This is a genomic window from Cellulomonas sp. P24, from assembly GCF_024704385.1.
In the GTDB taxonomy this organism is placed as follows: domain Bacteria; phylum Actinomycetota; class Actinomycetes; order Actinomycetales; family Cellulomonadaceae; genus JAJDFX01.
This window is the reverse complement of sequence record NZ_JAJDFX010000002.1, coordinates 1,592,725-1,614,002: the sequence shown is the minus strand read 5'-3', so window position 1 is coordinate 1,614,002 and position 21,278 is coordinate 1,592,725. Positions and strand designations below refer to the sequence as shown.

The window sequence follows — 21,278 nt, the reverse complement described above, 5'->3', positions numbered from 1 at the left end:
CCGAACCATGCAACCCTCTAGCTTTCCGTGGCTGACGGCGCTCATCGTGTTCCCGTTGCTCGGGGCCGTGACCGTCGCGCTGCTGCCCGCCTCGGTGCGCAGCAAGGCGCGACAGGTGGCGCTGGGCTTCACGCTGCTCGAGCTCGCGCTCGGTGTCGTGACGTTGACGCACTTCGACATGAGCACGGCAGGTGTCCACCAGCTGGTCGAGACGCACTCGTGGATCCCGGCGATCGGCGTGAGCTACGCGGTCGGTGTCGACGGTGTCGGTCTCGCGCTGATCCTCATGTCCCTCGTGCTCGTGCCCGTCGTCGTGCTCGCGGCGTGGAAGGAGCACGGGGCCGACGGCTCCGGCCCGGGACCGCGGCTGCCGAGCTACCTCGCGCTCGTGCTCGTGCTCGAGGCGTTCATCGTGGCCGTGTTCGCCGCGCGTGACGTGTTCTTCTTCTACCTGCTGTTCGAGGCGATGCTGATCCCGGTGTACTTCATGATCGGGTCCTTCGGCGGCGCCCAGCGACGCTACGCCGCGGTCAAGTTCCTGATCTTCTCCCTCACCGGTGGCCTGGTCATGCTGGCGGCCGTGATCGGCCTGTACTACCAGGGTCCGGGCGGACCTCAGGGCTTCCTGACGGACCACCTCGTCGGGCTGACGATGTCCACGACCACGGAACGGCTGCTCTTCGCCGGGTTCTTCCTGGCGTTCGCGATCAAGGCTCCGATGTTCCCGGTGCACACCTGGTTGCCCGACGCGGCGGAGCAGGCACCCGTCGGGACGTCGGTGCTGCTCGTCGGCGTGCTCGACAAGGTCGGCACGTTCGGGATGCTCACGCTCTGCCTGCCGCTGTTCCCGCACGCCTCCCGCTGGGCGGCGCCGTTCGTGGTGGTCCTCGCCGTCGTGTCGATCGTGTACGGCGCACTCCTCGCGATCGGTCAGAAGGACCTCCTGCGGCTGATCGCCTACACGTCGGTCTCGCACTTCGGCTTCATCGTGCTGGGCATCTTCACGTTCACGTCGGTCGGGATCGCCGGGTCGTCGTTCTACATGGTCAACCACGGGCTGTCGACCGGGGCGCTGTTCCTGCTCGCCGGGTTCCTGATCGTCCGGCGTGGTGGGTCGCGGTCCGTCGCGGACTTCGGCGGGCTGCAGAAGGTCACCCCGGTGCTGGCCGGCACGTTCCTCACCGTCGGGCTCTCCGCGCTCGCGCTGCCGGGGCTGTCACCGTTCATCTCCGAGTTCATGGTGCTGGTCGGCAGCTTCGGTCGCTCGCACCCGGCCGCGATCGTGGCCTCGGTCGGTGTGGTGCTCGCGGCGCTGTACATCCTGCTGACCTACCAGCGGGTGTTCACCGGGCCGGTGCGTGACGAGCTCGCGTCGACACCGGACCTCTCCGGTCGTGAGATCTGGGTGGTCGCCCCGCTGATCGCGCTGATGCTGGTGTTCGGGTTCTACCCGGCCCCGGCGCTCGACCTGGTCCGTGAACCGGCGAAGGTGTCGCTCGTCCAGGTCGGCATGACCGACGTCCCTGCCTCCCATGCCACCGCCTCGGAAGGGAGCGCGAAGTGACCGGGACCTTCACCGCCCCGCACGTCGACTGGGCGCAGCTGTCGCCGGTCATCTTCGTGCTCGGTGCCGCCGTGATCGGCGTTCTCGTCGAGGCGTTCGTCCCGGCGCGGCTGCGCCGGCCCGTGCAGCTCTCGCTCTCGCTGGTCGCACTGGTCGGCGCCCTGATCGCCACCGTCCTCCTGTGGCACGGTGTGCGGACGACGGGCGGCACGGTCGTCCTCGGCGGCTCGATGATCCTCGACGGACCGGCCCTCGTGATCCAGGGGGCGGTCGCCGCGCTCGCGCTGCTGTCGCTGCTCGTCATCGCCGACCGCACCAACGGCGAGGACGCGTTCTCCCCGCAGGCCGCAGGCGTCCCCGGTTCCGACTACGAGGAGCTGGCGCGGCGCAAGGGGCTCATCCAGACCGAGGTCTTCCCCCTGGTGCTCTTCGCCACCGGCGGCATGATGATCTTCCCCGCGGCGGGTGACCTGCTCACGCTGTTCGTCGCGCTCGAGGTCCTGTCGCTCCCGCTCTACCTGCTGACCGGGTTGGCGCGTCGGCGTCGTCTGCTGTCGCAGGAGGCGTCGATGAAGTACTTCCTGCTCGGGGCGTACGCGTCGGCGTTCTTCCTGTTCGGCACCGCCCTGCTGTACGGGTTCGCCGGGTCGATCCGGCTGTCGGACATCGCGACGGCGATCGGGACCGTCACCGGCATGGACCCTCTGCTCTATGCCGGTGCCGCCCTCGTCCTCGTCGGGCTGTTCTTCAAGGTCGGCGCCGTGCCGTTCCACTCCTGGACCCCCGACGTGTACCAGGGCGCGCCGACGCCCATCACGGGCTTCATGGCTGCGTGCACCAAGATCGCGGCGTTCGGGGCGATGCTCCGCATCGTGTACGTCGTGCTGCCCGGCCTGGTCTGGGACCTGCGGCCGGCCCTGTGGGGCGTCGCGATCCTCACGATGGTCGTCGGAACCGTGATCGCCCTCGTGCAGACGGACGTCAAGCGGATCCTGGCGTACTCGTCGATCGCGCACGCCGGGTTCGTGCTGACAGGCGTCGTGTCCCTCGACCAGAAGGGCATCTCGGGCGTGCTGTTCTACCTGCTCGCCTACGGGGCGGCGACGGTCGGCGGGTTCGCCGTCGTGACCCTCGTGCGGGAGAAGGCGGCGGCGCCGGTGCTGGTCGGTGCGGCCGGGGACTCCGGCGCCGGCGAGACCGAGTCCGTCCTCGGCGAGGCCACCCATGTCTCGCAGTGGGCCGGGCTCGGGCGGCGGCACCCGTGGATCGCCGGGACCTTCTCGCTGTTCCTGCTCTCGTTCGCGGGCATCCCGCTCACGGCCGGCTTCATCGGGAAGTTCACGGTGTTCTCGGCGGCGGTGTCCGGTGGTGCGGCCCCGCTGGCGGTCGTCGGTGTGCTCGTCTCGGCGGCATCGGTGTTCTTCTACGTGCGGATCATCGTGCTGATGTACTTCACGGACGACGTGGAGGCCTCGGCCGCGGCCGGGACGACGGTGGTCAAGGGCCGCCTCACCGGGGTCGTCATCGGGGTCTGCGCGGCGCTCACCGTGCTGCTCGGTGTGTTCCCGTCGCCGGTGCTCGAGCTGGTGCAGCAGGCGGCGAAGTTCATCTCGTGACGTCCCCGACAGCCATCCCGCTCGCCGACCCCGAGCTCGCCGAGCTGCTCACCACCAAGCTCCAGCTGGTGGAGGAGCGGCTGCGCGACTCGGTGAGTCACGCGGACGCCCTGGCCGACGAGGCGTCGCGCCACCTGGTCAACGCCGGTGGCAAGCGCCTGCGCCCGCTCATCACGTTGCTCACGGCGCAGCTCGGTGACGGTCAACGGCCGGAGGTGCTCGACGCTGCGGTCGTCGTCGAGCTCACGCACCTGGCGACGCTGTACCACGACGACGTCATGGACTCGGCGCCGTTGCGGCGCGGGGCACCGGCGGCACACGAGGTGTGGGGCAACTCGGTGGCGATCCTCACCGGTGACCTGCTGTTCGCGCGCGCGTCCGCGACGGTCGCCGGTCTCGGGCCGGAGGCGGTGCGGATCCAGGCGAGCACGTTCGAGCGGCTCTGCCTCGGTCAGCTCCACGAGACGGTCGGTCCCCGGCCCGGCGAGGACGCCGTCGCGCACTACCTGCAGGTCCTCGCGGACAAGACGGCCTCGCTCATCGCCACCTCGGCGATGTTCGGTGCGATGTTCTCCGGCTGCCCGTCATCGGTCGTCCGCACCGTGACGGGGTACGGGGAGAAGATCGGCGTGGCGTTCCAGCTCGCCGACGACGTGATCGACCTGACCTCCACCGGCTCGATGACCGGCAAGACGCCCGGCACCGACCTGCGGGAACGGGTCCCCACGATGCCGGCGCTGCTGCTGCGCGCGCGGGCCGGTGCCGATGGCGCGAGCACCGCCGACCGTGACCTCGTCGCGCTGCTCGAGTCGGACCTCTCGACCGACGCCGCTCTCGACGAGGCAGTCGCGGCGCTGCGGACGCACCCGGTCGTCGACGAGACCCGGGAACAGGCCGTGCGGTGGGCGAACGAGGCCGTGGAGCTGCTCGCCCCGCTGCCGGCCGGCTCGGTGAAGGACGCGCTCGCCGCGTTCGCCGAGTCGCTCGTCGATCGCTCGGCCTGACAGCCGGGCGCTGCCCCCGAACCGTCGAGACGAGGAGCACCGTGGCCGGTCAGGCGACGTACCCGAGCCCGGAGTTCCCGGGGTACCCGACGATCTCGCTGCACTACGCCGACCGGTGGTCGCCGTTGCGGACCCCGACGACACCGCTCGCGCTCGTGCGGGACTCCGGACCGGGTGCCTTCCGGGCGAACATCGTGCTGGCGATCGCCCGCCTCGACCCCGGGAGCACGCTTGCCCCGGTGGACGAGGCCCTGTCGCGATCCTTCGCCGGGTTGCCGGGCTACGTGGAGTCGGCGCGGGGCTCCGGGGAGCTGGGCGGGTGGCCGTCGTCGTGGATCGACGGCCGGTTCACCGATCCAGAGGTCGGCACGCTCGTCCAGTCGGTCCGGGTCGTGCTCGTCGAGCACGACGGTGCGACCGACGCGATCCAGCTCACCGGGACGTGCTCCGCGGCTCAGGCGGACGAGGTTCTCGACGAGATCCGCACGATCCTGGCGAGTGCGGTCATCTCCTGACGGACGGACCGACCGCAGGCCCGGGGCCGTCCCCGGTCGTGATGCCGGTCGAGGTGTCGATGGGCGGGACGTTCCCGGTCGTGCGGTCGAGAGCCGGAGAGTCCTCGATCCGTGCTCCGTTCGCCGCGCGCTGCGCGAGCAGGTCGAGCCGCGAGGTGCGCAACCCGTCGACCGTGAGGATCACGAGCGCTACCCAGACCAGCGCGAAGCCGGCCCACCGCGCGGCCGGCATCTGCTCGTGGAAGACGACGAGCCCGAGGATGAACTGCAGCATCGGGGTGAGGTACTGCAGCATGCCGATCGTGCGCAGCGGGAGGCGGCGGGCCGCGCCGCTGAAGAGCAGCAGCGGAGTCGCCGTCAGGACCCCGGCGCACATGAGGGCGACGGCGTGCCAGGACCCGTACCCGGTGAAGTGCCCGGTCCCCGTCGCCTGCAACCACACGAGGTAGGCGAGCGCCAGCGGGAACAGGACGGCGGTCTCGACACCGAGCCCCGCGAGCGCATTCACCGTCCGTCCCACCCGGTTCTTGATCAGCCCGTACAGGCCGAACGAGGTGGCCAGGGTGAGGGCGACCCACGGCAGGCGGGCGACGCCGATCACGATCACGACCACCGCGAGCGCGCCGAAACCGAGGGCGACCCACTGCACCGGTCGCACGCGCTCGCCGAGCACGAAGACGGCGAGGAGGACCGTGACGAGCGGGTTGAGGAAGTACCCGAGGGAGGCGTCGACGACCTGGTCGGAGAGCACGGCGTAGACGTACACGAGCCAGTTCACGGCGATCAGGGCCGCGCCGAGCGAGAGCAGCGCGAGGGTGCGGCGGTGACGCACCGCGGCGACGAACGGGCCCCAGCCACGGGTGGCCGTGAGCAGGACCGCGCACACCACGAGGGACCAGACGACCCGGTGCGCGATGATCTCGACCGAACCCGCCGGAGCGAGGAGCGGGAAGTAGAGCGGGAACCCGCCCCACATGAGGTAAGCGCTCAGGCCGAGGGCGAGTCCGGTCCGACCGGGGGTCCGTCGCGGGGTCGACCCGCTTGCGCTCATGCGCTGACGGTACGGTCCGGGTGGCGCGGTCCGGAATGTTGTCCGCATCGTGTCGGACGTTCCCGGTACCCGTTCCGTCAGATGGGCGTTCCCCGGGTACGCCGTGCGCACAGCCGTACACTGGGCTGCAGCACCCGCTGCGGGCGTTCGGTTCGCCGACTGCGCACATCGACAGGCACCCGGACCGGGGCCCGCACGGCCACCGCGCGACTGCGCGTCGTGGCTGTCTCCCGGAACTGGAAGGCACTCTCCCACGTGAGCACCCTCGGTCCTCTGCGCGTCGCCATCGTCGGAGCCGGCCCGGCGGGCATCTACGCCGCCGACATCCTCTCGAAGGCCGGCGTCGACGTCAGCATCGACCTGTTCGAGCGGCTCCCCGCCCCGTTCGGACTCGTACGGTACGGCGTGGCCCCGGACCACCCGCGGATCAAGCAGATCATCGTCGCGCTGCACAAGATCCTCGAGCGGGGGGACATCCGGCTGCTGGCCAACGTCGACTACGGCACGGACATCACGCTCGCCGAGCTGCGCCGGTACTACGACGCCGTGATCTTCTCGACGGGGGCGATCCGGGACGCGGCGCTGCCGATCCCGGGCATCGACCTCGAGGGCTCGTACGGTGCCGCGGACTTCGTGTCCTGGTACGACGGGCACCCCGACGTCCCGCGCACCTGGCCCCTCGAGGCGCGCGAGGTCGCCGTCCTCGGCGCCGGCAACGTGGCGCTCGACGTCGCGCGCATCCTGGCCAAGCATGCGGACGACCTCCTGCCGACCGATGTGCCGGGCAACGTCTACGAGATCCTCAAGCGTTCTCCCGTCACCGACGTCCACGTCTTCGCGAGGCGCGGGCCCGCGCAGGTCAAGTTCTCCCCGCTCGAGCTGCGCGAGCTCGGCCACGTGCCGGACGTCGACGTCCTCGTCTACCCCGAGGACTTCGACTTCGACGAGGGGTCGATGTCGGCGATCCACTCGTCGAACCAGACGAAGCAGGTCGTCAAGACCCTCACGGACTGGACGCTCAAGGAGCCGGAGGACTGCACCGCGAGCCGGCGCATCCACCTGCACTTCCTGCACCGACCCGCCGAGGTCCTCGGCGAGGACGGCCACGTGGTCGGTCTGCGCACCGAGCGCACGGTGCTGACCGGCGACGGCTCGGTGACCGGCACCGGCGAGTTCCACGACTGGCCGGTGCAGGCGGTGTACCGCGCCGTCGGGTACTTCGGGTCCCCGCTGCCGGATCTCCCGTTCGACCACGCCGCGGGGGTGATCACGAACCGGGAGGGTCGCGTGGTCGATCCCGGCGGTGAGCACCTCGCCGCCGTCTACACCACGGGCTGGATCAAGCGCGGACCGGTCGGGCTGATCGGGCACACGAAGTCCGACGCGTCGGAGACCATCAAGCACCTCGTCGAGGACGTCACCGACGCGGACGGCGGTGTCGTCCTCACCGCACCCGAGCGGGACCCGGGTGCGATCGTGGACGCGCTGCGCGCTCGTGGGGTGAGGCCGGTCGAGTGGTCGGCCTGGGAGCTGCTGGACGCGCACGAGCGCAACCTCGGGGCGCCGCACGGGCGGGAGCGGATCAAGGTCGTGCCTCGTGAGGAGATGGTCGCGATCGAGCTCGGGGAGACCGTGGGCGGCTGATCCGTCGGCCGGTGGGGAACCGGCCCGGACGGGCGGGCGTTGAGCAGGAGAGGGCCCGCAGCGTCGAGCTCACCACCGGTGAGCACCGCGGGCAGGAGGAGAGAGAGCACGCGATGGGTCACCAGCACTTCAACGGTCTGAAGACCGCAGCCCTGTTCGGGGTGCTCTGGGCCGTGCTCCTGGGCGTCTGGGCGATCTTCGGGCGCGGCAGCTCGACGATGCTGCTGCTGTTCGTCGGCTTCGGCCTCGTGTCGACGGCGTACGGCTACTGGAACTCGGACAAGATCGCGATCCGGGCCATGCAGGCGCGGCCGGTCAGCGAGATCGAGTACCCGGCGATGTACCGGATCGTGCGCGAGCTGTCGACGTCCGCTCGTCAGCCGATGCCCCGCCTGTACGTCTCGCCCACCGCGGCGCCCAACGCCTTCGCGACGGGCCGCAACCCGCGGAACGCCGCCGTCTGCTGCACCGAGGGGATCCTGCAGCTCCTCGACGAGCGAGAGCTGCGCGGCGTGCTCGGGCACGAGCTGATGCACGTGTACAACCGCGACATCCTCACGTCCTCGGTCGCTGCTGCGGTGGCCGGTCTCATCACGTCGCTGGCACAGTTCCTGATGTTCTTCGGCGGGGGTGGGAGTCGCGACCGGAACGCGAACCCGATCGCCGCGATCGGTTTCGCGCTGCTCGCACCGGTCGCCGCGATGGTCATCCAGATGGCGATCAGCCGCACGCGCGAGTACGACGCCGACGAGGACGGGGCGAAGCTGACCGGCGACCCGCTCGCCCTCGCGTCGGCGTTGCGCAAGCTCGAGTACGGCGTGAAGCGCGCGCCGCTGCCGCAGGACCAGCGCCTCGTGGACGTCTCGCACCTGATGATCGCGAACCCGTTCCGAGGCGCGGGCATGGCGATGCTGTTCCAGACGCACCCGCCGATGGCGCAGCGGATCTCGCGGCTCGAGTCGATGGCCGGGCGCCCGCTCGCCTGACCGTCTCGTCCGGACGGCGCAGGCCGGGGCGGCTGCGCCCCGGCCCAGTCGCGGTCGAGCTCAGCGGTAGTTCGTGAACTGCAGGGCGACGTCCAGGTCGGCGGCCTTGAGCAGCGCGATGACCTCCTGGAGGTCGTCGCGCGACTTCGCCGAGACGCGGAGCTCGTCCCCGGTGATCTGGGACTTGACGCCCTTCGGGCCCTCGTCGCGGATGATCTTGCCGATCTTCTTCGCGTTCTCGCTGCTGAGGCCCTCGACGATCGTGCCCTCGAGGCGGTACTCCTTGCCCGACGCGTGGGGTTCGCCGTCGCCCGTGTCGAAGGACTTGAGCGAGATCCCCCGCTTGATGAGCTTGGTCTGGAAGACGTCGAGGATCGCCTTCACCCGCTCCTCGGAGTTGGCGACCATGACGATCTTCTCGCCGCTCCAGGCGATCGAGGCACCGACGTTCTTGAAGTCGTACCGCTGGATGATCTCCTTGGCGGCCTGGTTGAGCGCGTTGTCGACCTCCTGCCGGTCGACCTTGCTGACGATGTCGAACGACGACTCGCTTGCCATGGGTGGTTCTCCTTCGCGTCGATGCCGTGCAGTGGTGCGTGGTCCTGCAGTGGTGCGTGGTCCTGCGGTGGTGCTCAGCCCTGCGGTGGTGCCGTGCCGTGAGGTGTGCCGCCGTGCCGGACCGCCGCGCGGACCCGGCGGGGCCGGACTCTCAGGAGAGGCCCAGCTGCCGTGCGTGCGCGACGGACTGCGGGGTGGCCCCCGGGCGCCCGTCCGGGATCGGCTGGACCTGGACGGCGGTGCCGTACGCGCAGATCTCCGTCCAGGTGTCGCCCATCGAGCTGGCGTCGAACCGGGTGGCGAGGAGCGCGTTGGCGCCACGCGCCTCGGCCTCGGCGATGAGCCTGTTCATGACCTCCCCACGAGACTCCAGCAGGTTACGCGTCATCTCGGGCAGCTCGCCTCCGGCGAGGGATCGCAGGCCTGCGGTGAACTGGGCACCGATGTTGCGGCTGCGCACCGTGACGCCCATGACCTCACCCATCACCGCCGTCACCTCGTACCCGGGGATGTCGTTGGTGGTCACGATGATCATGGTCCGCTCCTGCTCGTCGGGGTGATTTCGTCCTGGGTGCTCTGGTCTGTATTCTGGCGTGGCTCCGCAGGGCTGTGCCCTCACGAGTAGCGGCAGGTTACCCGAGTGGCCAAAGGGGGCTGACTGTAAATCAGCTGGCAACGCCTACGGGGGTTCGAATCCCTCACCTGCCACCAGCACGGGGCGTCCTCGACGAGGGCGCCCCGTTCTCGTACCCGCCGGGCCGTGCGTACGGGGTCGCGGCCGTGGCTCGAGGGCGTGCGCGAGACGGCGTCGGAACGATTTCGCGGCCCGGCCCGCGACGTGTAATCTTGCACGCGCTGCCCCGATAGCTCAGTCGGCAGAGCGTCTCCATGGTAAGGAGAAGGTCAAGGGTTCGATTCCCTTTCGGGGCTCTGTGGAGGATCTGGGTCGACGCGTCTGCGTCGGCCGGGTCCTCGGCATGGCGGGGTAGCTCAGGTGGTTAGAGCACACGGCTCATAATCGTGGTGTCGCGGGTTCGAGTCCCGCCCCCGCTACTGCAGGCAGCACGCGTGGTCGTCGGCACGACGTGGTCGACGACCCCTGACGGAGGGCGTCCGGTCCAGGGCCGGATCCTCGAGGGAGACGACGCCGGTGCCGGTGAACCACGTCTACACGGGCCGTGAGTACCCGCCGAGCCCGGTGTACGAGGTCGGTCGCGAGAAGCTCCGGGAGTTCGCCGACGCGGTCGGCGCGAGCCATCCGACGCATCACGACGTCGAGGCCGCGCGTGCAGCAGGGCATCCCGATGTCGTCGCGCCGGCGACGTTCGCCGTCGTCGTCGCCCAGCGGGCCGAGCAGCAGTACGTCGCCGACCCGGACTCCGGCATCGACTTCAGCCGGGTGGTCCACGCGGACGAGCGGTTCACCCACCATCGGCCGATCCACGCGGGCGACCGGCTCGTCACCGTGCTGCACGTCGACTCGATCACCGAGCGCGCGGGGTTGTCGATGATCACGACGCGCGCGGAGATCGCCACCGAGGACGGCAGCCCCGTCTCGACCGTCGTCTCGACGCTCGCGGTGCGGGGCGCGGACGTGGAGGTCGGCGCATGAGCGGCATCGGGCCCCGGCTCGCGAGCACGTCCGTGGGCGACCCGGTGGGTGTGCGGCGCGTCGAGGTCGACCGTGCGCGCCTCGTGCGGTACGCAGGGGCGAGCGGTGACCTCAACCCGATCCACTGGAACGACCGCGTCGCGCGGGAGGTCGGGCTGCCCGGGGTGATCGCGCACGGGATGTTCACGATGGGTGCGGCGATCGGCCTGGTCGAGGACTGGGCCGGCGACCCGGGTGCGGTCGTCGACTACCAGACGCGGTTCTCGCGCCCGGTCGCGGTCCCCGACCCGGGGGTCGCCGTCGTCGAGGTGACCGGGGTGGTCGGTGCGGTGGACGCGGTGGCCGGGACCGTCCGGGTCGACCTGACCGTGACGTTCGACGGCGCGCGCGTGCTGGCGAAGACCCAGGCGGTCGTCCGGCTCTCCTGATCGACGGCCGGTCGTCCGGGGCCCGGCGGCGCGTGCGTGTGCCGCGGGGCTGTGCATGCGCCTGGGGTCGCGCGTGGGCCCGGGGCCGCAGGGCGTCTCAGCGGATCGGTGGCGGTCCGGTCGTGGTGCCGATGCGCAGGCTCATGCCGAGCATCTCGGGGTCGGGGGTGTCGCCCGACATCAGGGCCTGCACGGCCCGACCGATCACGGCGCCCTTCTCGGCCAGCGGTTGGCTGATGCTCGTGAGGACGTCGGGGGCGAGCCACGGCAGGTCGAGCCCGTCGAAGCCGGCGACCGAGACGTCCTCGGGGACGCGGAGCCCGAGCTCCCGGGCCGCCAGGACGACGCCGGAGGCGAGCAGGTCGGAGTGCGCGATGATCGCGGTCGGCCGGTCGGGGCCGGAGAGCAGGGCATGGCCCGCCGCCTTCCCGTGCTCGACGAGGGAGGCCGGTGTCTCGTAGACCGCGACGGGGTCGATCCCTGCGTCGGTCAGCCCGGCGAGCCGGCGACGCGGGATCTCCCACCGGATCTGGGCGAGCCGCTCCGGCGTCGCGACGCCGCTGCACCGCTGCCAGTCGAAGGGGAGAGACACGATCGCGATGCGCTCGTGCCCGAGGCCGAGCGCGTGGCGGCCGAGCTCGGCGGCCCCGAGGCGGTCCTCGATGCCGACCTCGACGACGCCCTCGAGCGGCTCGCCCTCGACCGAGATGACCGGGATCCCGCGCCGACGCAGGGTCGCGAGGTTCGCGTCGTCCGCGGTGGCGCCGCAGATGAGCACGGCGACGTCCATGACCGCCGACTCCACGAGGGGATCCAGGTGCTCGGGGGGCTGGTCGGCGGCGCCGGGGATCAGGAGCACGCCGAAGCCGAGGGGGCCGAGGGTGCTCGCGAGGCCGTCGAGCATCTGGATCGACACCGGGTCGCGGAACGACCGTCGGAGCTGGTCGCCGATCAGGACGCCGACGATGCCGGAGCGGCCGCTGCGCAGCTGGCGACCGAGCGGGTTGGGGCCGCTGTAGTCGAGGGCCTCAGCGGCGGCCAGCACCCGGTCCTTCGTCGCCGCGGCGATCGGGCCGGCGCCGGAGAACGCGAGCGAGGCGGTCGACACGGAGACGCCGGCGGCCGCTGCGACGTCGGCAAGGGTCGGGCGGTTCGATGCCACGCCGGTCACCTCCAGGTCCTGACGGTCGGGCGCCTCCGCGGCTCCCCTCGTGCTCGGGGCCGGTCGACGCTGCGCAGTTGACTCGCGGGCCAGCGTACCGTCACCATGGAACCGCTCATCAAATCGATTCGACTCCTGGTGCTCGATCAAGTGTCGAATCGATTCGACGAACCGGTGGGACGCCGCGCGGAGGTGACGGTCCCGACCTGCCCTGAGGTACCCGATCTCGACGTCAGCCCTGCTGGAGCCATCGTGCACATCCTCCGCGTCCCGGTCCCGGACGCGTCCCCCCGTTCTCTCGATCCGTCCGCGGTCGGCCGGGCCCGATGGCTCCTCCTGGGCCTCTTCGGGCTCAACGGGCTCATGCTGTCGAGCTGGCTCGCACGCATCCCCGCGGTGCGCGACGCGCTCGGGCTCAGCACCGCCGAGCTGGGCCTCGTTCTCCTGACGGGGTCGCTCGGAGCGCTCGTGACGATCTCGCTCTCCGGAGTGCTCGTGACGCGGTACGGCGGCCGGGTCGGCCTGCTGCTCTCCACCGCCGGGTTCGCCCTGGCGTTCACGCTGATCGGGCTCGGCGCGGCACTCGGGCTCGTGCAGCTGCTCGCGGCAGGCATCTTCCTCAACGGGGTGTCGTTCGCGCTCGGGAACGTCCCGCTCAACGTCGAGACCGCCGCGGTCGAGCGCCGCATGCGGCGCACCGTGCTGCCGCAGTTCCACGCGGCCTTCTCGATCGGCGCCGTCGCCGGATCGCTCCTGGGTGCGGGTGCAGCCCGCCTCGGGGTGCCACTGGTCGTGCAGTTCACGGCGACGGCCGCGATCGGGACGGTGTGGCGGTTGCTGTCGATCCGCGGGGCCGTCCTGGAACCGCGAGCGGTGCCGGTCGCACCGCTTCTCGCGACAGAGGGCACAGGCGGTCTGGCCAACGGAGGCGCGACCGGAGGCGCGGGCGGCCGCGTCGCCGGCCACGGCCCGGTGCCGCGGGTGCCGTCGGCCCTCGGAGCCTGGCGTGAGCGCCGGACGCTGCTGATCGGCGTGGTCATCATGTCGGCTGCGCTCACCGAGGGCTCGGCGAGCGACTGGCTGTCCCTCGCGGTCGTCGACGGGTTCGAGCGCCCCGAGGCAGTCGGTGCGGCGGTGTTCGGCGTCTTCGTCGCGTCGATGACCGGGGTGCGGCTCCTGGGGACCCGGCTGATCGACCGGTGGGGGCGGGTGACCGTGCTCCGGGCGTCCGGTGCGGTGTCGTTCGTCGGGCTCCTCGTCTTCGGGCTCGCGCCACGGCTGGAGGTGGCCGTCGTCGGCGTGGTGGCCTGGGGGCTGGGTGCCGCGCTCGCCGTCCCGATCGGGATCGCCGCGGCGTCCGACGACCCCGTGCGCGCGGCGGGCCGGGTCTCGGTCGTCTCGGCGTTCGCCTCGGTGGCCGCGCTGGCGGCACCGCCCCTGCTCGGGCTCGTCGCCGGGTACGTGGGCGCCAGGCACGCGTTGCTGCTCATCACCGTGGCGATGGTGGTGAGCGTGAGCGTGGCGCGCGTCGTCGCGCGCCCCCGAGAGCCGGACCGACGTGCGCCCGTCGCGACGGTGGGGGCGAGCACCGCCCTCCCTGTCCAGCCGGCGCGCCCGGCATCGTTCGAATCGACGTGCCCCAGTCCGGTCCTCTCTGAGAAGGTGGCAGCGTGCTGAGCAGCAGGTGGGTCGAGGGTCGCAGCGGCGGGCCGGACGATCGCGCGGTCCGGCGCGCCGGCGTCGCGGTGTTCGTCGTCTTCATGCTCAGCGGAGTCGACTTCGCGAGCTGGGCGTCACGCCTCCCGGCCGTCCGGGATGCGCTGGGCCTCGACCCCGGGCAGGTCGGTCTCCTGCTCTTCGTCGGTGCGATCGGCTCGCTCGTCTCGCTCCCGCTCTCGGGGGTGGTGGTCGACCGCATCGGCGAACGCCGCACGGTCGTGACGTTCGCCGTCCTGTGCGCCGTCGGCCTCCTCACGGCGGCGCTCGGCGCCGCAGCTGGCGTCGTCGCGGTGGTCGTCGTCGGACTGGTCCTGTTCGGCATGGGTGCGGGGGTGTGGGACGCCGCGATGAACCTGGCCGGTGTCGCGGTCGAGCAGCGGCTCGGGCGGTCGATCATGCCGCGGTTCCACGCCGGCTTCTCGGTCGGGACGATGCTCGGTGCCGGCATCGGTGCCGTCGCGGCGGCCGTCCACGCGTCCGTGCTGGCCCACCTCGCCGTGGTCATCGTCGCCTCGACGCTCGCGGTGGCCTGGGCCGCGCGGTCGTTCCTCCCGATCGCGCCCCGGCACCGGGTGCCGACGGCGGTACCGGCCGCAGGTGCGGGTTCCGGCGGCCGGGAGGCCCCGGAGGCCCAGCAGGCGGCCCCGGCACGAGCAGGAGCGTTCGCCGGGTGGCTCGAGCCGCGCACCCTGATGATCGGTCTGATCGTCTTCGGTGCGGCGCTCACCGAGGGGTCGGCGAACGACTGGGTGTCGCTGTCCGTCGTCGACGGCTTCGGCACGACGCATGCGGGAGGCGCACTGGCCTTCGGTCTGTTCGTGACGGCCATGACCGCGATGCGGCTGCTCGGGACCGCGCTGCTCGACCGCTACGGCCGGATCCCGGTGCTCCGGCTCGCGGCCGGCTTCGCCGTGGTCGGGCTGCTCGTCTTCGGCCTGGTCCCGAGCCTGCCGATCGCCCTGGTGGGCGTCGCGTTCTGGGGGATCGGTGCCGCGCTGGGCTTCCCGGTCGGGATGAGCGCGGCGAGCGACGACCCGGTCCGGGCTGCGGCGCGCGTGAGCGTCGTCTCGACGATCGGGTACTCCGCGTTCCTTGCGGGGCCGCCGCTGCTCGGTCTGGTGGCCGATCACGTCGGCTACCGGCACGCGCTCCTGCTGATCGTGATCCCGGTCGTGGCCGGTCTCGCCGTCATGCGGGCTGCGGCGCCGCTGCGGGTCCCCGCCGTTCCCGAGGTCCCGGATGGCGCCGCGGCGGCGCAGGCTCGTTAGCCTGGTCGCGTGACCTGCGAGATCCCTGAGCCGCTCCCGCCCGCGTCGCCCGCGTCCGTCCGGCACGCCGCAACCGACGACGGAGCGTCCGTCGCGCTCGCGGAGCTGACCTCGTTGCGGGTGGGTGGCCCAGTCGGACGGTACGTCGAGACCACCTCCGAGCAGGAGCTCGTCGCGGCGGTCGACGAGGCCGACCGTGCCGGTGAGCCGCTCCTCGTCGTCGGGGGAGGCTCGAACCTGGTGGTCGCCGACTCCGGTTTTCCCGGCGTGGTGGTTCGAGACGTCCGGACGACGATCAGGGTCCCGGACGCGTCGGCCTGCGCCGGGACGACGCTCACCGTCTCGGCGGGCACCCGGTGGGACGACGTCGTCGCCTATGCGGTCGACCAGGAGCTCGTCGGTCTCGAGGCGCTGTCCGGTGTCCCGGGGTCGACGGGCGCGACGCCGGTGCAGAACGTCGGGGCGTACGGCCAGGAGGTCTCCCAGACGATCGCTCTCGTCCGGGTCTGGGACCGGGAGCGTCGTGCGCACCGCACGATGCCGCTCGCCGAGCTCGGGTTCGGGTACCGGACCTCGGTACTCAAGGCGTCGATGTATGCGACTGGTCCGGACGGGGAGCGACGGTGGGGACCGACCCCGCGTCACGTCGTCCTCGATGTGACGTTCCAGCTCCGATCGGGTTCGCTCTCGGCGCCGATCGCGTACGCGCAGCTTGCGGACCACCTCGGGGTGGCGGTGGGTGGCCGTGCTCCGCTCGCCGACGTGCGCACCGCGGTGCTCGCGCTGCGCCGCACCAAGGGGATGGTGCTCGACCCTGCCGACCACGACACCTGGAGCGCGGGGTCGTTCTTCACGAACCCCGTGCTTGATCGTGAGCAGGCTGCGAGCCTTCCTGCGGCGGCGCCGCGCTACCCGTCCGGACCTGAGCTGGTGAAGACGAGTGCGGCGTGGCTGATCGAGCACGCCGGGTTCACCCGCGGGTTCGGGCTGCCGGGACCGGCTGCGCTCTCGACCTCGCACACGCTCGCGATCACGAACCGGGGGACTGCGACCGCGGCGGACGTCCTCGCCCTCGCCCGCACGGTGCGCGATGGCGTGCGCGCAGCGTTCGGCGTCGAGCTCGTGCCGGAGCCGGTCCTGGTCGGTTGCGCACTCTGAGTGGTTGTCGCGATGTGAGGCAGATCACATGCGTGAGGGGTGATCGGCGCGGCGTCGCCGACAGTACGGGGTATGGGGGCACACAGAGCTTTCGACGGCATGGACGACTCGGCAGCTCGAGGGTGGAGGGCGCGTCGTGCAGCGACGTGGACCGGACGGTTGAGGTCGCCCTCGACCGGGAGACGCGGGCACCGGCGTCGTGACGTCTCGCGTCAGCTCGCCGTCGCGTTGGTGGCACTGGTCACGCTCGTCGGACTCGCGTTGCCGGCGCAAGCCGCCACCGACGTCCCCGGACCACTGGCACCGTCGACCCCGGTGACGCTCTCTCTCGACGGGGGAGCAGTGCTGTACACCCGGGCCGCGGCCGGCGTCCTCTCGTCGAGCGACTGCGGCGCGGGGTACTTCTGCCTGTGGAGCCTCGCGAACTACACCGGGAGCATGTGGCAGTACACGGGCTCGGGAAGCACCTTCAACCTGCAGAACACCGCCTACATGTCCTACCGGAACAACCGGTCGCAGATCGCGGTGCTGAGCTCCGCCCCTGCCGGGAGCGCGGGCCTGACCATCTGCATCGCACCGTACGGGGCCTCGAGCTACGTCTCGGGGTGGCCGCGCTACTCCGAGTCGGTGTATCTCGCGCTCTTCCAGACAGCCTGCTGAGCGGATGGTGAGGCGGATCGCGCTGCCACGCGTCCCGTTCACGTCGACGTCATCGTGCGCGCCTAGACTCCTCACGGGTGCGACGAAGGGGCCGGGCGTGCACGAGCGTCAGTTCGAGGCGATGTTCTCCGAGCTGTACCCGGTCGTGCTCGGATACGCGGCACGACGCACGCAGTGGCACGTCGCCGAGGACGTCGCGGCTCAGGTGTTCCTCGTCGCATGGCACCGGTTGGACATGGTGCCCGACGACGACGAGCACCGGAAGGCGTGGATCCTGGTGGTCGCCCGCAACGTCCTCGCGAACTCGCAACGCACACGACTCCGGTCCGCACGACTCGACGTGCGCCTCCGTGCCGGGCTCGCCGCCGGTGTCCCTGTCGTCGAGCTCGATCCTGCTGACGTCGTGGCCGAGCGGCTGGTCGCCGGAGCGGCGATGCGCCGGCTCAGCCCTCGCGACCAGGAGATCCTGCAGCTCGCGGCCTGGGACGGTCTCGACCTGGATGCGCTCGCGACCGTGCTCGGGTGCTCGGTCGGCGCCGCCGCCATGCGCCTGCACCGTGCGCGGACCCGGCTGGAACGGTTGCTGGAGATCGGCGGGCACACCTCGGTGCTGCGCGGCGCGGACGGACACGACGACGACGACGCGACGACTGACGGGGGGTGGTGACACCGTGGACGAGGTCGAGCTCGCACGGCGTCTGCTCGCCGGCACCAACCCGGTTCCGGTCCAGGCCCTCGAGGGGGTCGAGCACCGCACGCAGGCTGTCGCGCTCCGGGATCGGCTGCTCGCGACGCGCCGTGATGGAACCCTCCCGCTCGGTCCGGTGCTCCGTGGGACGAGCCTGCGTCCGGCCCGGCCTCGACGGAGGGCCGGTGCCGCACTCGTCGCACTCGTCGGGGTGGCCGCCGCGGTCGTCCTCGTCGTGTCTCCGTGGAGACCACCGGACACGGCGACCGCCGAGACGCCGCCGATCCTCAGCTACGGCCTCGTCGGGAGCACACCGTTCGGGAAGGCCGACGGCCAGCCCGCCGAGGCGACGTTGCTGCGACTGGCGGAGGCCGCCCGGGCGCGCCCGGACGCCCCTCACCCCGGGGACGTCGCCTACGTCCGCACGGCGAACTGGTTCTTCACGGCGTCGGTGAACGGGAAGACCCGGTCGACCGGGATCCGGCCGGTCTCGTCGGAGACCTGGACGGCCCCGGACGGGTCAGGGGTCCGGCACGATCGGACGTCGCCGCCCCTCCGGCTCGAGGGGTGGCTCCCGGCGGGCAACTCGACGGGCGTGGTCGTGTCGACGACGTTGCCGCCTGGCACCCAGGCGCAGCCGACCGCCGCGCAGCTCGCCGCCGCGGTCGGACCGAGCGGTGTTCGCACCGCCCTTCTCGACGGCATGGGGTGCGTGCCTGGTTCCTCCGACGCGGACTGCCTGCTCCAGGACATCCCCCGGGTGCACGACCAGCAGGTGGTCCCGGGGGTGGTCGACAGCGAGATGTGGCAGATGCTCGCCTCCGAGAAGGGCGTCGTCACGCTCGGTGCGGTGACGGATCGCGCCGGCAGGCCGGCGATCGCGATCACGACGTCCCTCGAGCTCGTGGCACCGGTGCGCTGCATCCTGCTGATCGACCCGGCGAACGGGTCCTTGCTCGGGTACGAACAGGTCGCGATGGACCCCAAGGCCGGGTACGTCGTCGACGTGCCCGCCGTGGTGGGCTTCACGGCCTACCTGGCGTCGGGCTGGACGGCGTCCCTCCCGTCCTGAGGCTCGCGGTCGACGGAGGTCGTCGGCTCGAGAAGAGCACCACGGACGAGGTCGAGGACCGCCTCGTCGGTCAGCCCGGCGGCGCGTACGGTGGCGACGAACGTCGACGCGGCATGGCGGACGAGGACGTCGGCCGCGACGGCACCGGCCGCGACGACGGTGCCGGACCGGCGGCGGGTGGCGACCACCCCGGCCTGCTCGAGCTCGCGGTAGGCGCGGGCGACTGTCCCGGCGGCGACCCCGAGGTCCGCGGCGAGAGCGCGGATCGTCGGGAGCCGGTCGCCCACCCGGAGTCGCTCCGCAGTCACGTGGGCGACGATCTGGCTGCGGATCTGCTCGTACGGCGGGACGCTCGCGGCGAGGTCGATCTCGATCTGGAGGGTCATGGCAGCTGTCCGGTCGGGCTGCGCGGCGTGCGTCCTGACGGTTCTGAGCTGCCGGAGTCACCGGACCAGCTGGAGTCATCGAGGGGGTCGGCGACCAGGGGTGCGCTCGCCGGCTGGCCGGGGACCAGGGCGGTCGCGATCGAGGCGACGCCGACCAGGGCCGCCAGCACGCCGAGCGCGACCCCGACCGCCGCGAGCGGGCCCGAGGCGGTGGCCGGGTCCGTGCCGCCGGACCGACCGATCGAGATCACGGCGCTCGACGTCACGGCGAGCACACCGCTCGTGGTGGCCCCGATGACGAGCTGGACCCCGCGGAGCACGCGGTGCGCCGAGAGTCGGCGCAGGCTGAGGTCCCATGCCGGCTGCGTGTCCATGACCGCGGGGCGGCCGGCGACGAGCCGCAGGACCGCTCGCGTGCCGACGAGGATGACGAGCGTCGCCAGGAGCAGCGGCAGCCCGTAGAACCAGCCCGGGAACGGGCTCGCGGTCGACGACCCGCCCGGCCAGGTGCGCGTCACGGACCGGCCGTCGGTCGCGACGATCCCGCAGCTGGCGAGGGTGATCGTGAGCAGGGCCGCCCAGGTCAGGGTGACCGCGCCGAGTCGGCGAGGGACGATGTCGCCGAGGGTGCGGCGGATGAGCGCCGCGCGCCGGAGGGTGCCGGTCGGGCGCGGCCAGGAGAGCTCGCCGATCAGGTGCACGCCGAGGAACAGCAGACCGGCGCTCGCGGGAGCGAGACCGGTGAGCACGCCGACGGTCAGCGAGCTGGCCCGCGTCGCACGCATGACCTGCAGCGCCGTCGGTGCCAGGACGAGCGGAGGGGCTGTCAGGGCGATGCCCCAGGCGAGCGCCGAGACGACCCCGGCATGCCGACGGGCGGCGACAGCGGTCTCGGCGACCGCGGTGCGGGCGCCTGCGGCAGGGTCGTTCGTGGTCCGTCGACGTGCAGTGAGGAGCAGGAGCAGCCCGGCCACGGCCGCGAGGGGGACGAGCAGCAGGAGCGCGAGCTCCACGAGGGTCAGAGCGAACACGCCGGTACCTCTCGTTCGGGTGCGGCGGGTGTACCGCCTCAGTATCAATGCATCAAGCAATTGACACAATGATCCTCTCCTGCGCCGGTGTCAAGCACGGCGGGATCACGAGGAGGCGAGCCAGTCGTCCACACCGGTGAGCAGGCGCGCCTTCGTCGTCTCCGAGGCTCTCGAGGCGCGGATCGACCCGCGGGCCAGGTCGGCGAGCTCGTCGTCGCCGAACCCGTGCACCGTGCGCGCGTCCTCGTACTGCCGGGTCAGTCGCGACCCGAAGAGCAGCGGGTCGTCGGCCCCGAGGGCGACGACGGCACCGGCCTCCACCAGCGCACGCAGCGGGACGTCCGCCGGCGTCGCATACACGCCGAGCGACACGTTCGACGCCGGGCACACCTCCAGAGCGATGCCGGCAGCCACGAGCGCGTCGAGGACCCGTGGGTCCTCGGCAGACCGGACGCCGTGCCCCAGACGGTCCGGGGCGAGCTGGGTGACGACGTCCGCCACGTGCCGGGGGCCGAGCAGCTCGCCGCCATGCGGGACCGACGCCAGACCGGCACGTCGCGCGATCGCGAACGCCGCAGCGAAGTCGGCCGTCTCCCCGCGCCGCTCGTCGTTGCTCAGGCCGAACCCGACGACCTGCCCCGGGCCGTCGCCCGCGTGCGCTGCCGCGAGCCGTGCGAGGGTCCGCGCCTCGAGCGGGTGACGCATCCGGGACGACGCCACGATGACGCCGACCTCGATCCCGGTGGACTCCCCGGCGGTGACCGCGGCATCGAGCACGATCTCCAGCGCCGGGGTGAGACCTCCGACGAACGGGGCGTACGAGGTCGGGTCCACCTGGATCTCCAGGCGACCGGAACCCTCGGCGGCGTCGTCCTGCGCGGCCTCGGTGATGATCCGACGCATCGCCTCCTCCGAGCGCACGCAGCTGCGCGCGGCGTCGTACAGCCGCTGGAACCGGAACCAGCCGCGCTCGTTTCCGGGAACCCGGAGGGGGTCCCCGTCGACCAGCGCGGAGGGCAGCCGGACACCTCGCTCGGCGGCGAGGTCCACGAGCGTCGAGACCCGCATCGATCCGGTGAAGTGCAGGTGCAGATGAGCCTTCGGGAGCCGAGCAAGGTCGCGCATCGGCTCATTGTGCCTGGTGGAAGGGGGTGAG

21 protein-coding genes and 3 tRNA genes are annotated in these 21,278 nt (G+C 71.9%); 17 read left to right on the top strand and 7 right to left on the bottom strand.

The window, feature by feature from the left end:
* Positions 1-7 precede the first annotated feature (7 nt).
* The 4 genes from LJB74_RS07575 to LJB74_RS07560 are packed head-to-tail and all read left to right on the top strand — an operon-like array spanning position 8 to position 4,699.
* Positions 8-1,564 (top strand): NADH-quinone oxidoreductase subunit M, encoded by a 1,557-nt coding sequence (locus LJB74_RS07575; protein WP_259307957.1) that lies wholly within the window; start codon positions 8-10, stop codon positions 1,562-1,564.
* On the top strand, positions 1,561-3,180 hold the full coding sequence (nuoN, locus tag LJB74_RS07570) for an NADH-quinone oxidoreductase subunit NuoN (RefSeq protein ID WP_259307956.1): 1,620 nt from the start codon (positions 1,561-1,563) through the stop codon (positions 3,178-3,180). The genes LJB74_RS07575 and nuoN overlap by 4 nt, the downstream gene beginning before the upstream one ends.
* The gene (locus LJB74_RS07565) at positions 3,177-4,184 is read left to right on the top strand and encodes a polyprenyl synthetase family protein (protein ID WP_259307955.1); all 1,008 of its coding nucleotides are present in this window, start codon (positions 3,177-3,179) and stop codon (positions 4,182-4,184) included. Before nuoN ends, LJB74_RS07565 begins: the two co-directional genes overlap by 4 nt.
* A 41-nt stretch (positions 4,185-4,225) precedes the next feature.
* Entirely contained in the window at positions 4,226-4,699 is a 474-nt protein-coding gene (locus LJB74_RS07560) for an LpqN/LpqT family lipoprotein (protein WP_259307954.1), read from the top strand.
* On the opposite strand, the gene rarD is transcribed toward LJB74_RS07560, so the two are convergent.
* Entirely contained in the window at positions 4,689-5,750 is a 1,062-nt protein-coding gene (gene rarD, locus LJB74_RS07555; protein WP_259307953.1) for an EamA family transporter RarD, read from the bottom strand. The two genes, LJB74_RS07560 and rarD, sit on opposite strands and share 11 nt — an antisense overlap.
* 219 nt (positions 5,751-5,969) lie before the next feature.
* Here rarD and LJB74_RS07550 point away from each other — a divergent pair, with 219 nt between their 5' ends.
* On the top strand, positions 5,970-7,394 hold the full coding sequence (locus LJB74_RS07550) for an FAD-dependent oxidoreductase (RefSeq protein ID WP_396125136.1): 1,425 nt from the start codon (positions 5,970-5,972) through the stop codon (positions 7,392-7,394).
* Positions 7,395-7,507: 113 nt separating this feature from the next.
* A complete protein-coding gene (htpX, locus tag LJB74_RS07545; RefSeq protein WP_259307952.1) occupies positions 7,508-8,380 on the top strand; it encodes a zinc metalloprotease HtpX in 873 nt (290 codons plus the stop codon).
* Between the two features lie 60 nt (positions 8,381-8,440).
* On the opposite strand, the gene LJB74_RS07540 is transcribed toward htpX, so the two are convergent.
* The gene (locus LJB74_RS07540; protein WP_259307951.1) at positions 8,441-8,938 is read right to left on the bottom strand and encodes a YajQ family cyclic di-GMP-binding protein; all 498 of its coding nucleotides are present in this window, start codon (positions 8,936-8,938) and stop codon (positions 8,441-8,443) included.
* 151 nt (positions 8,939-9,089) lie between these two features.
* Positions 9,090-9,473 (bottom strand): YbjQ family protein, encoded by a 384-nt coding sequence (locus tag LJB74_RS07535; RefSeq protein WP_259307950.1) that lies wholly within the window; start codon positions 9,471-9,473, stop codon positions 9,090-9,092.
* A gap of 91 nt (positions 9,474-9,564) precedes the next feature.
* On the opposite strand from LJB74_RS07535, the gene LJB74_RS07530 reads away from it, so the two are divergent.
* The 5 genes from LJB74_RS07530 (at position 9,565) to LJB74_RS07510 (ending at position 10,978) form a co-directional block, all read left to right on the top strand.
* Positions 9,565-9,649, top strand: a tRNA-Tyr gene (locus tag LJB74_RS07530).
* Between the two features lie 146 nt (positions 9,650-9,795).
* A tRNA-Thr gene (locus LJB74_RS07525) sits at positions 9,796-9,868 on the top strand.
* Between the two features lie 49 nt (positions 9,869-9,917).
* A tRNA-Met gene (locus tag LJB74_RS07520) sits at positions 9,918-9,991 on the top strand.
* Between the two features lie 97 nt (positions 9,992-10,088).
* Positions 10,089-10,550: a MaoC family dehydratase N-terminal domain-containing protein gene (locus LJB74_RS07515; protein ID WP_259307949.1), complete on the top strand. Its 462-nt coding sequence runs from the start codon at positions 10,089-10,091 to the stop codon at positions 10,548-10,550.
* Positions 10,547-10,978: a MaoC/PaaZ C-terminal domain-containing protein gene (locus LJB74_RS07510; RefSeq protein WP_259307948.1), complete on the top strand. Its 432-nt coding sequence runs from the start codon at positions 10,547-10,549 to the stop codon at positions 10,976-10,978. The genes LJB74_RS07515 and LJB74_RS07510 overlap by 4 nt, the downstream gene beginning before the upstream one ends.
* Before the next feature lie 97 nt (positions 10,979-11,075).
* Here the strand turns inward: LJB74_RS07510 and LJB74_RS07505 are convergent, their stop codons facing one another.
* On the bottom strand, positions 11,076-12,140 hold the full coding sequence (locus LJB74_RS07505; RefSeq protein WP_259307947.1) for a LacI family DNA-binding transcriptional regulator: 1,065 nt from the start codon (positions 12,138-12,140) through the stop codon (positions 11,076-11,078).
* A 252-nt stretch (positions 12,141-12,392) separates the two neighbouring features.
* Here LJB74_RS07505 and LJB74_RS07500 point away from each other — a divergent pair, with 252 nt between their 5' ends.
* The 6 genes from LJB74_RS07500 (at position 12,393) to LJB74_RS07475 (ending at position 18,705) form a co-directional block, all read left to right on the top strand.
* Entirely contained in the window at positions 12,393-13,817 is a 1,425-nt protein-coding gene (locus LJB74_RS07500; protein ID WP_259307946.1) for an MFS transporter, read from the top strand.
* Positions 13,811-15,127, top strand: a complete 1,317-nt coding sequence (locus tag LJB74_RS07495) for an MFS transporter (protein ID WP_259307945.1) — start codon at positions 13,811-13,813, stop codon at positions 15,125-15,127. The genes LJB74_RS07500 and LJB74_RS07495 overlap by 7 nt, the downstream gene beginning before the upstream one ends.
* Positions 15,128-15,136: 9 nt before the next feature.
* Positions 15,137-16,285: a UDP-N-acetylmuramate dehydrogenase gene (locus tag LJB74_RS07490; RefSeq protein WP_259307944.1), complete on the top strand. Its 1,149-nt coding sequence runs from the start codon at positions 15,137-15,139 to the stop codon at positions 16,283-16,285.
* A 159-nt stretch (positions 16,286-16,444) separates the two neighbouring features.
* The gene (locus LJB74_RS07485; RefSeq protein ID WP_259307943.1) at positions 16,445-16,945 is read left to right on the top strand and encodes a peptidase inhibitor family I36 protein; all 501 of its coding nucleotides are present in this window, start codon (positions 16,445-16,447) and stop codon (positions 16,943-16,945) included.
* A gap of 97 nt (positions 16,946-17,042) precedes the next feature.
* Positions 17,043-17,612 carry an RNA polymerase sigma factor gene (locus LJB74_RS07480; protein ID WP_259307942.1) on the top strand — a complete coding sequence of 190 codons (570 nt, stop codon included), beginning with the start codon at positions 17,043-17,045 and terminating at the stop codon, positions 17,610-17,612.
* Between the two features lie 4 nt (positions 17,613-17,616).
* Positions 17,617-18,705 (top strand): CU044_5270 family protein, encoded by a 1,089-nt coding sequence (locus tag LJB74_RS07475; protein ID WP_259307941.1) that lies wholly within the window; start codon positions 17,617-17,619, stop codon positions 18,703-18,705.
* Here LJB74_RS07475 and LJB74_RS07470 read toward each other — a convergent pair.
* From LJB74_RS07470 to LJB74_RS07460, 3 genes are all read right to left on the bottom strand, one after another.
* Entirely contained in the window at positions 18,666-19,091 is a 426-nt protein-coding gene (locus tag LJB74_RS07470) for a GntR family transcriptional regulator (protein ID WP_259307940.1), read from the bottom strand. The two genes, LJB74_RS07475 and LJB74_RS07470, sit on opposite strands and share 40 nt — an antisense overlap.
* Positions 19,088-20,122, bottom strand: coding sequence for a hypothetical protein (locus LJB74_RS07465; RefSeq protein ID WP_259307939.1), 1,035 nt, complete (start codon positions 20,120-20,122; stop codon positions 19,088-19,090). Before LJB74_RS07465 ends, LJB74_RS07470 begins: the two co-directional genes overlap by 4 nt.
* A gap of 105 nt (positions 20,123-20,227) precedes the next feature.
* Positions 20,228-21,247 carry an adenosine deaminase gene (locus LJB74_RS07460; protein WP_259307938.1) on the bottom strand — a complete coding sequence of 340 codons (1,020 nt, stop codon included), beginning with the start codon at positions 21,245-21,247 and terminating at the stop codon, positions 20,228-20,230.
* Positions 21,248-21,278 lie beyond the last annotated feature (31 nt).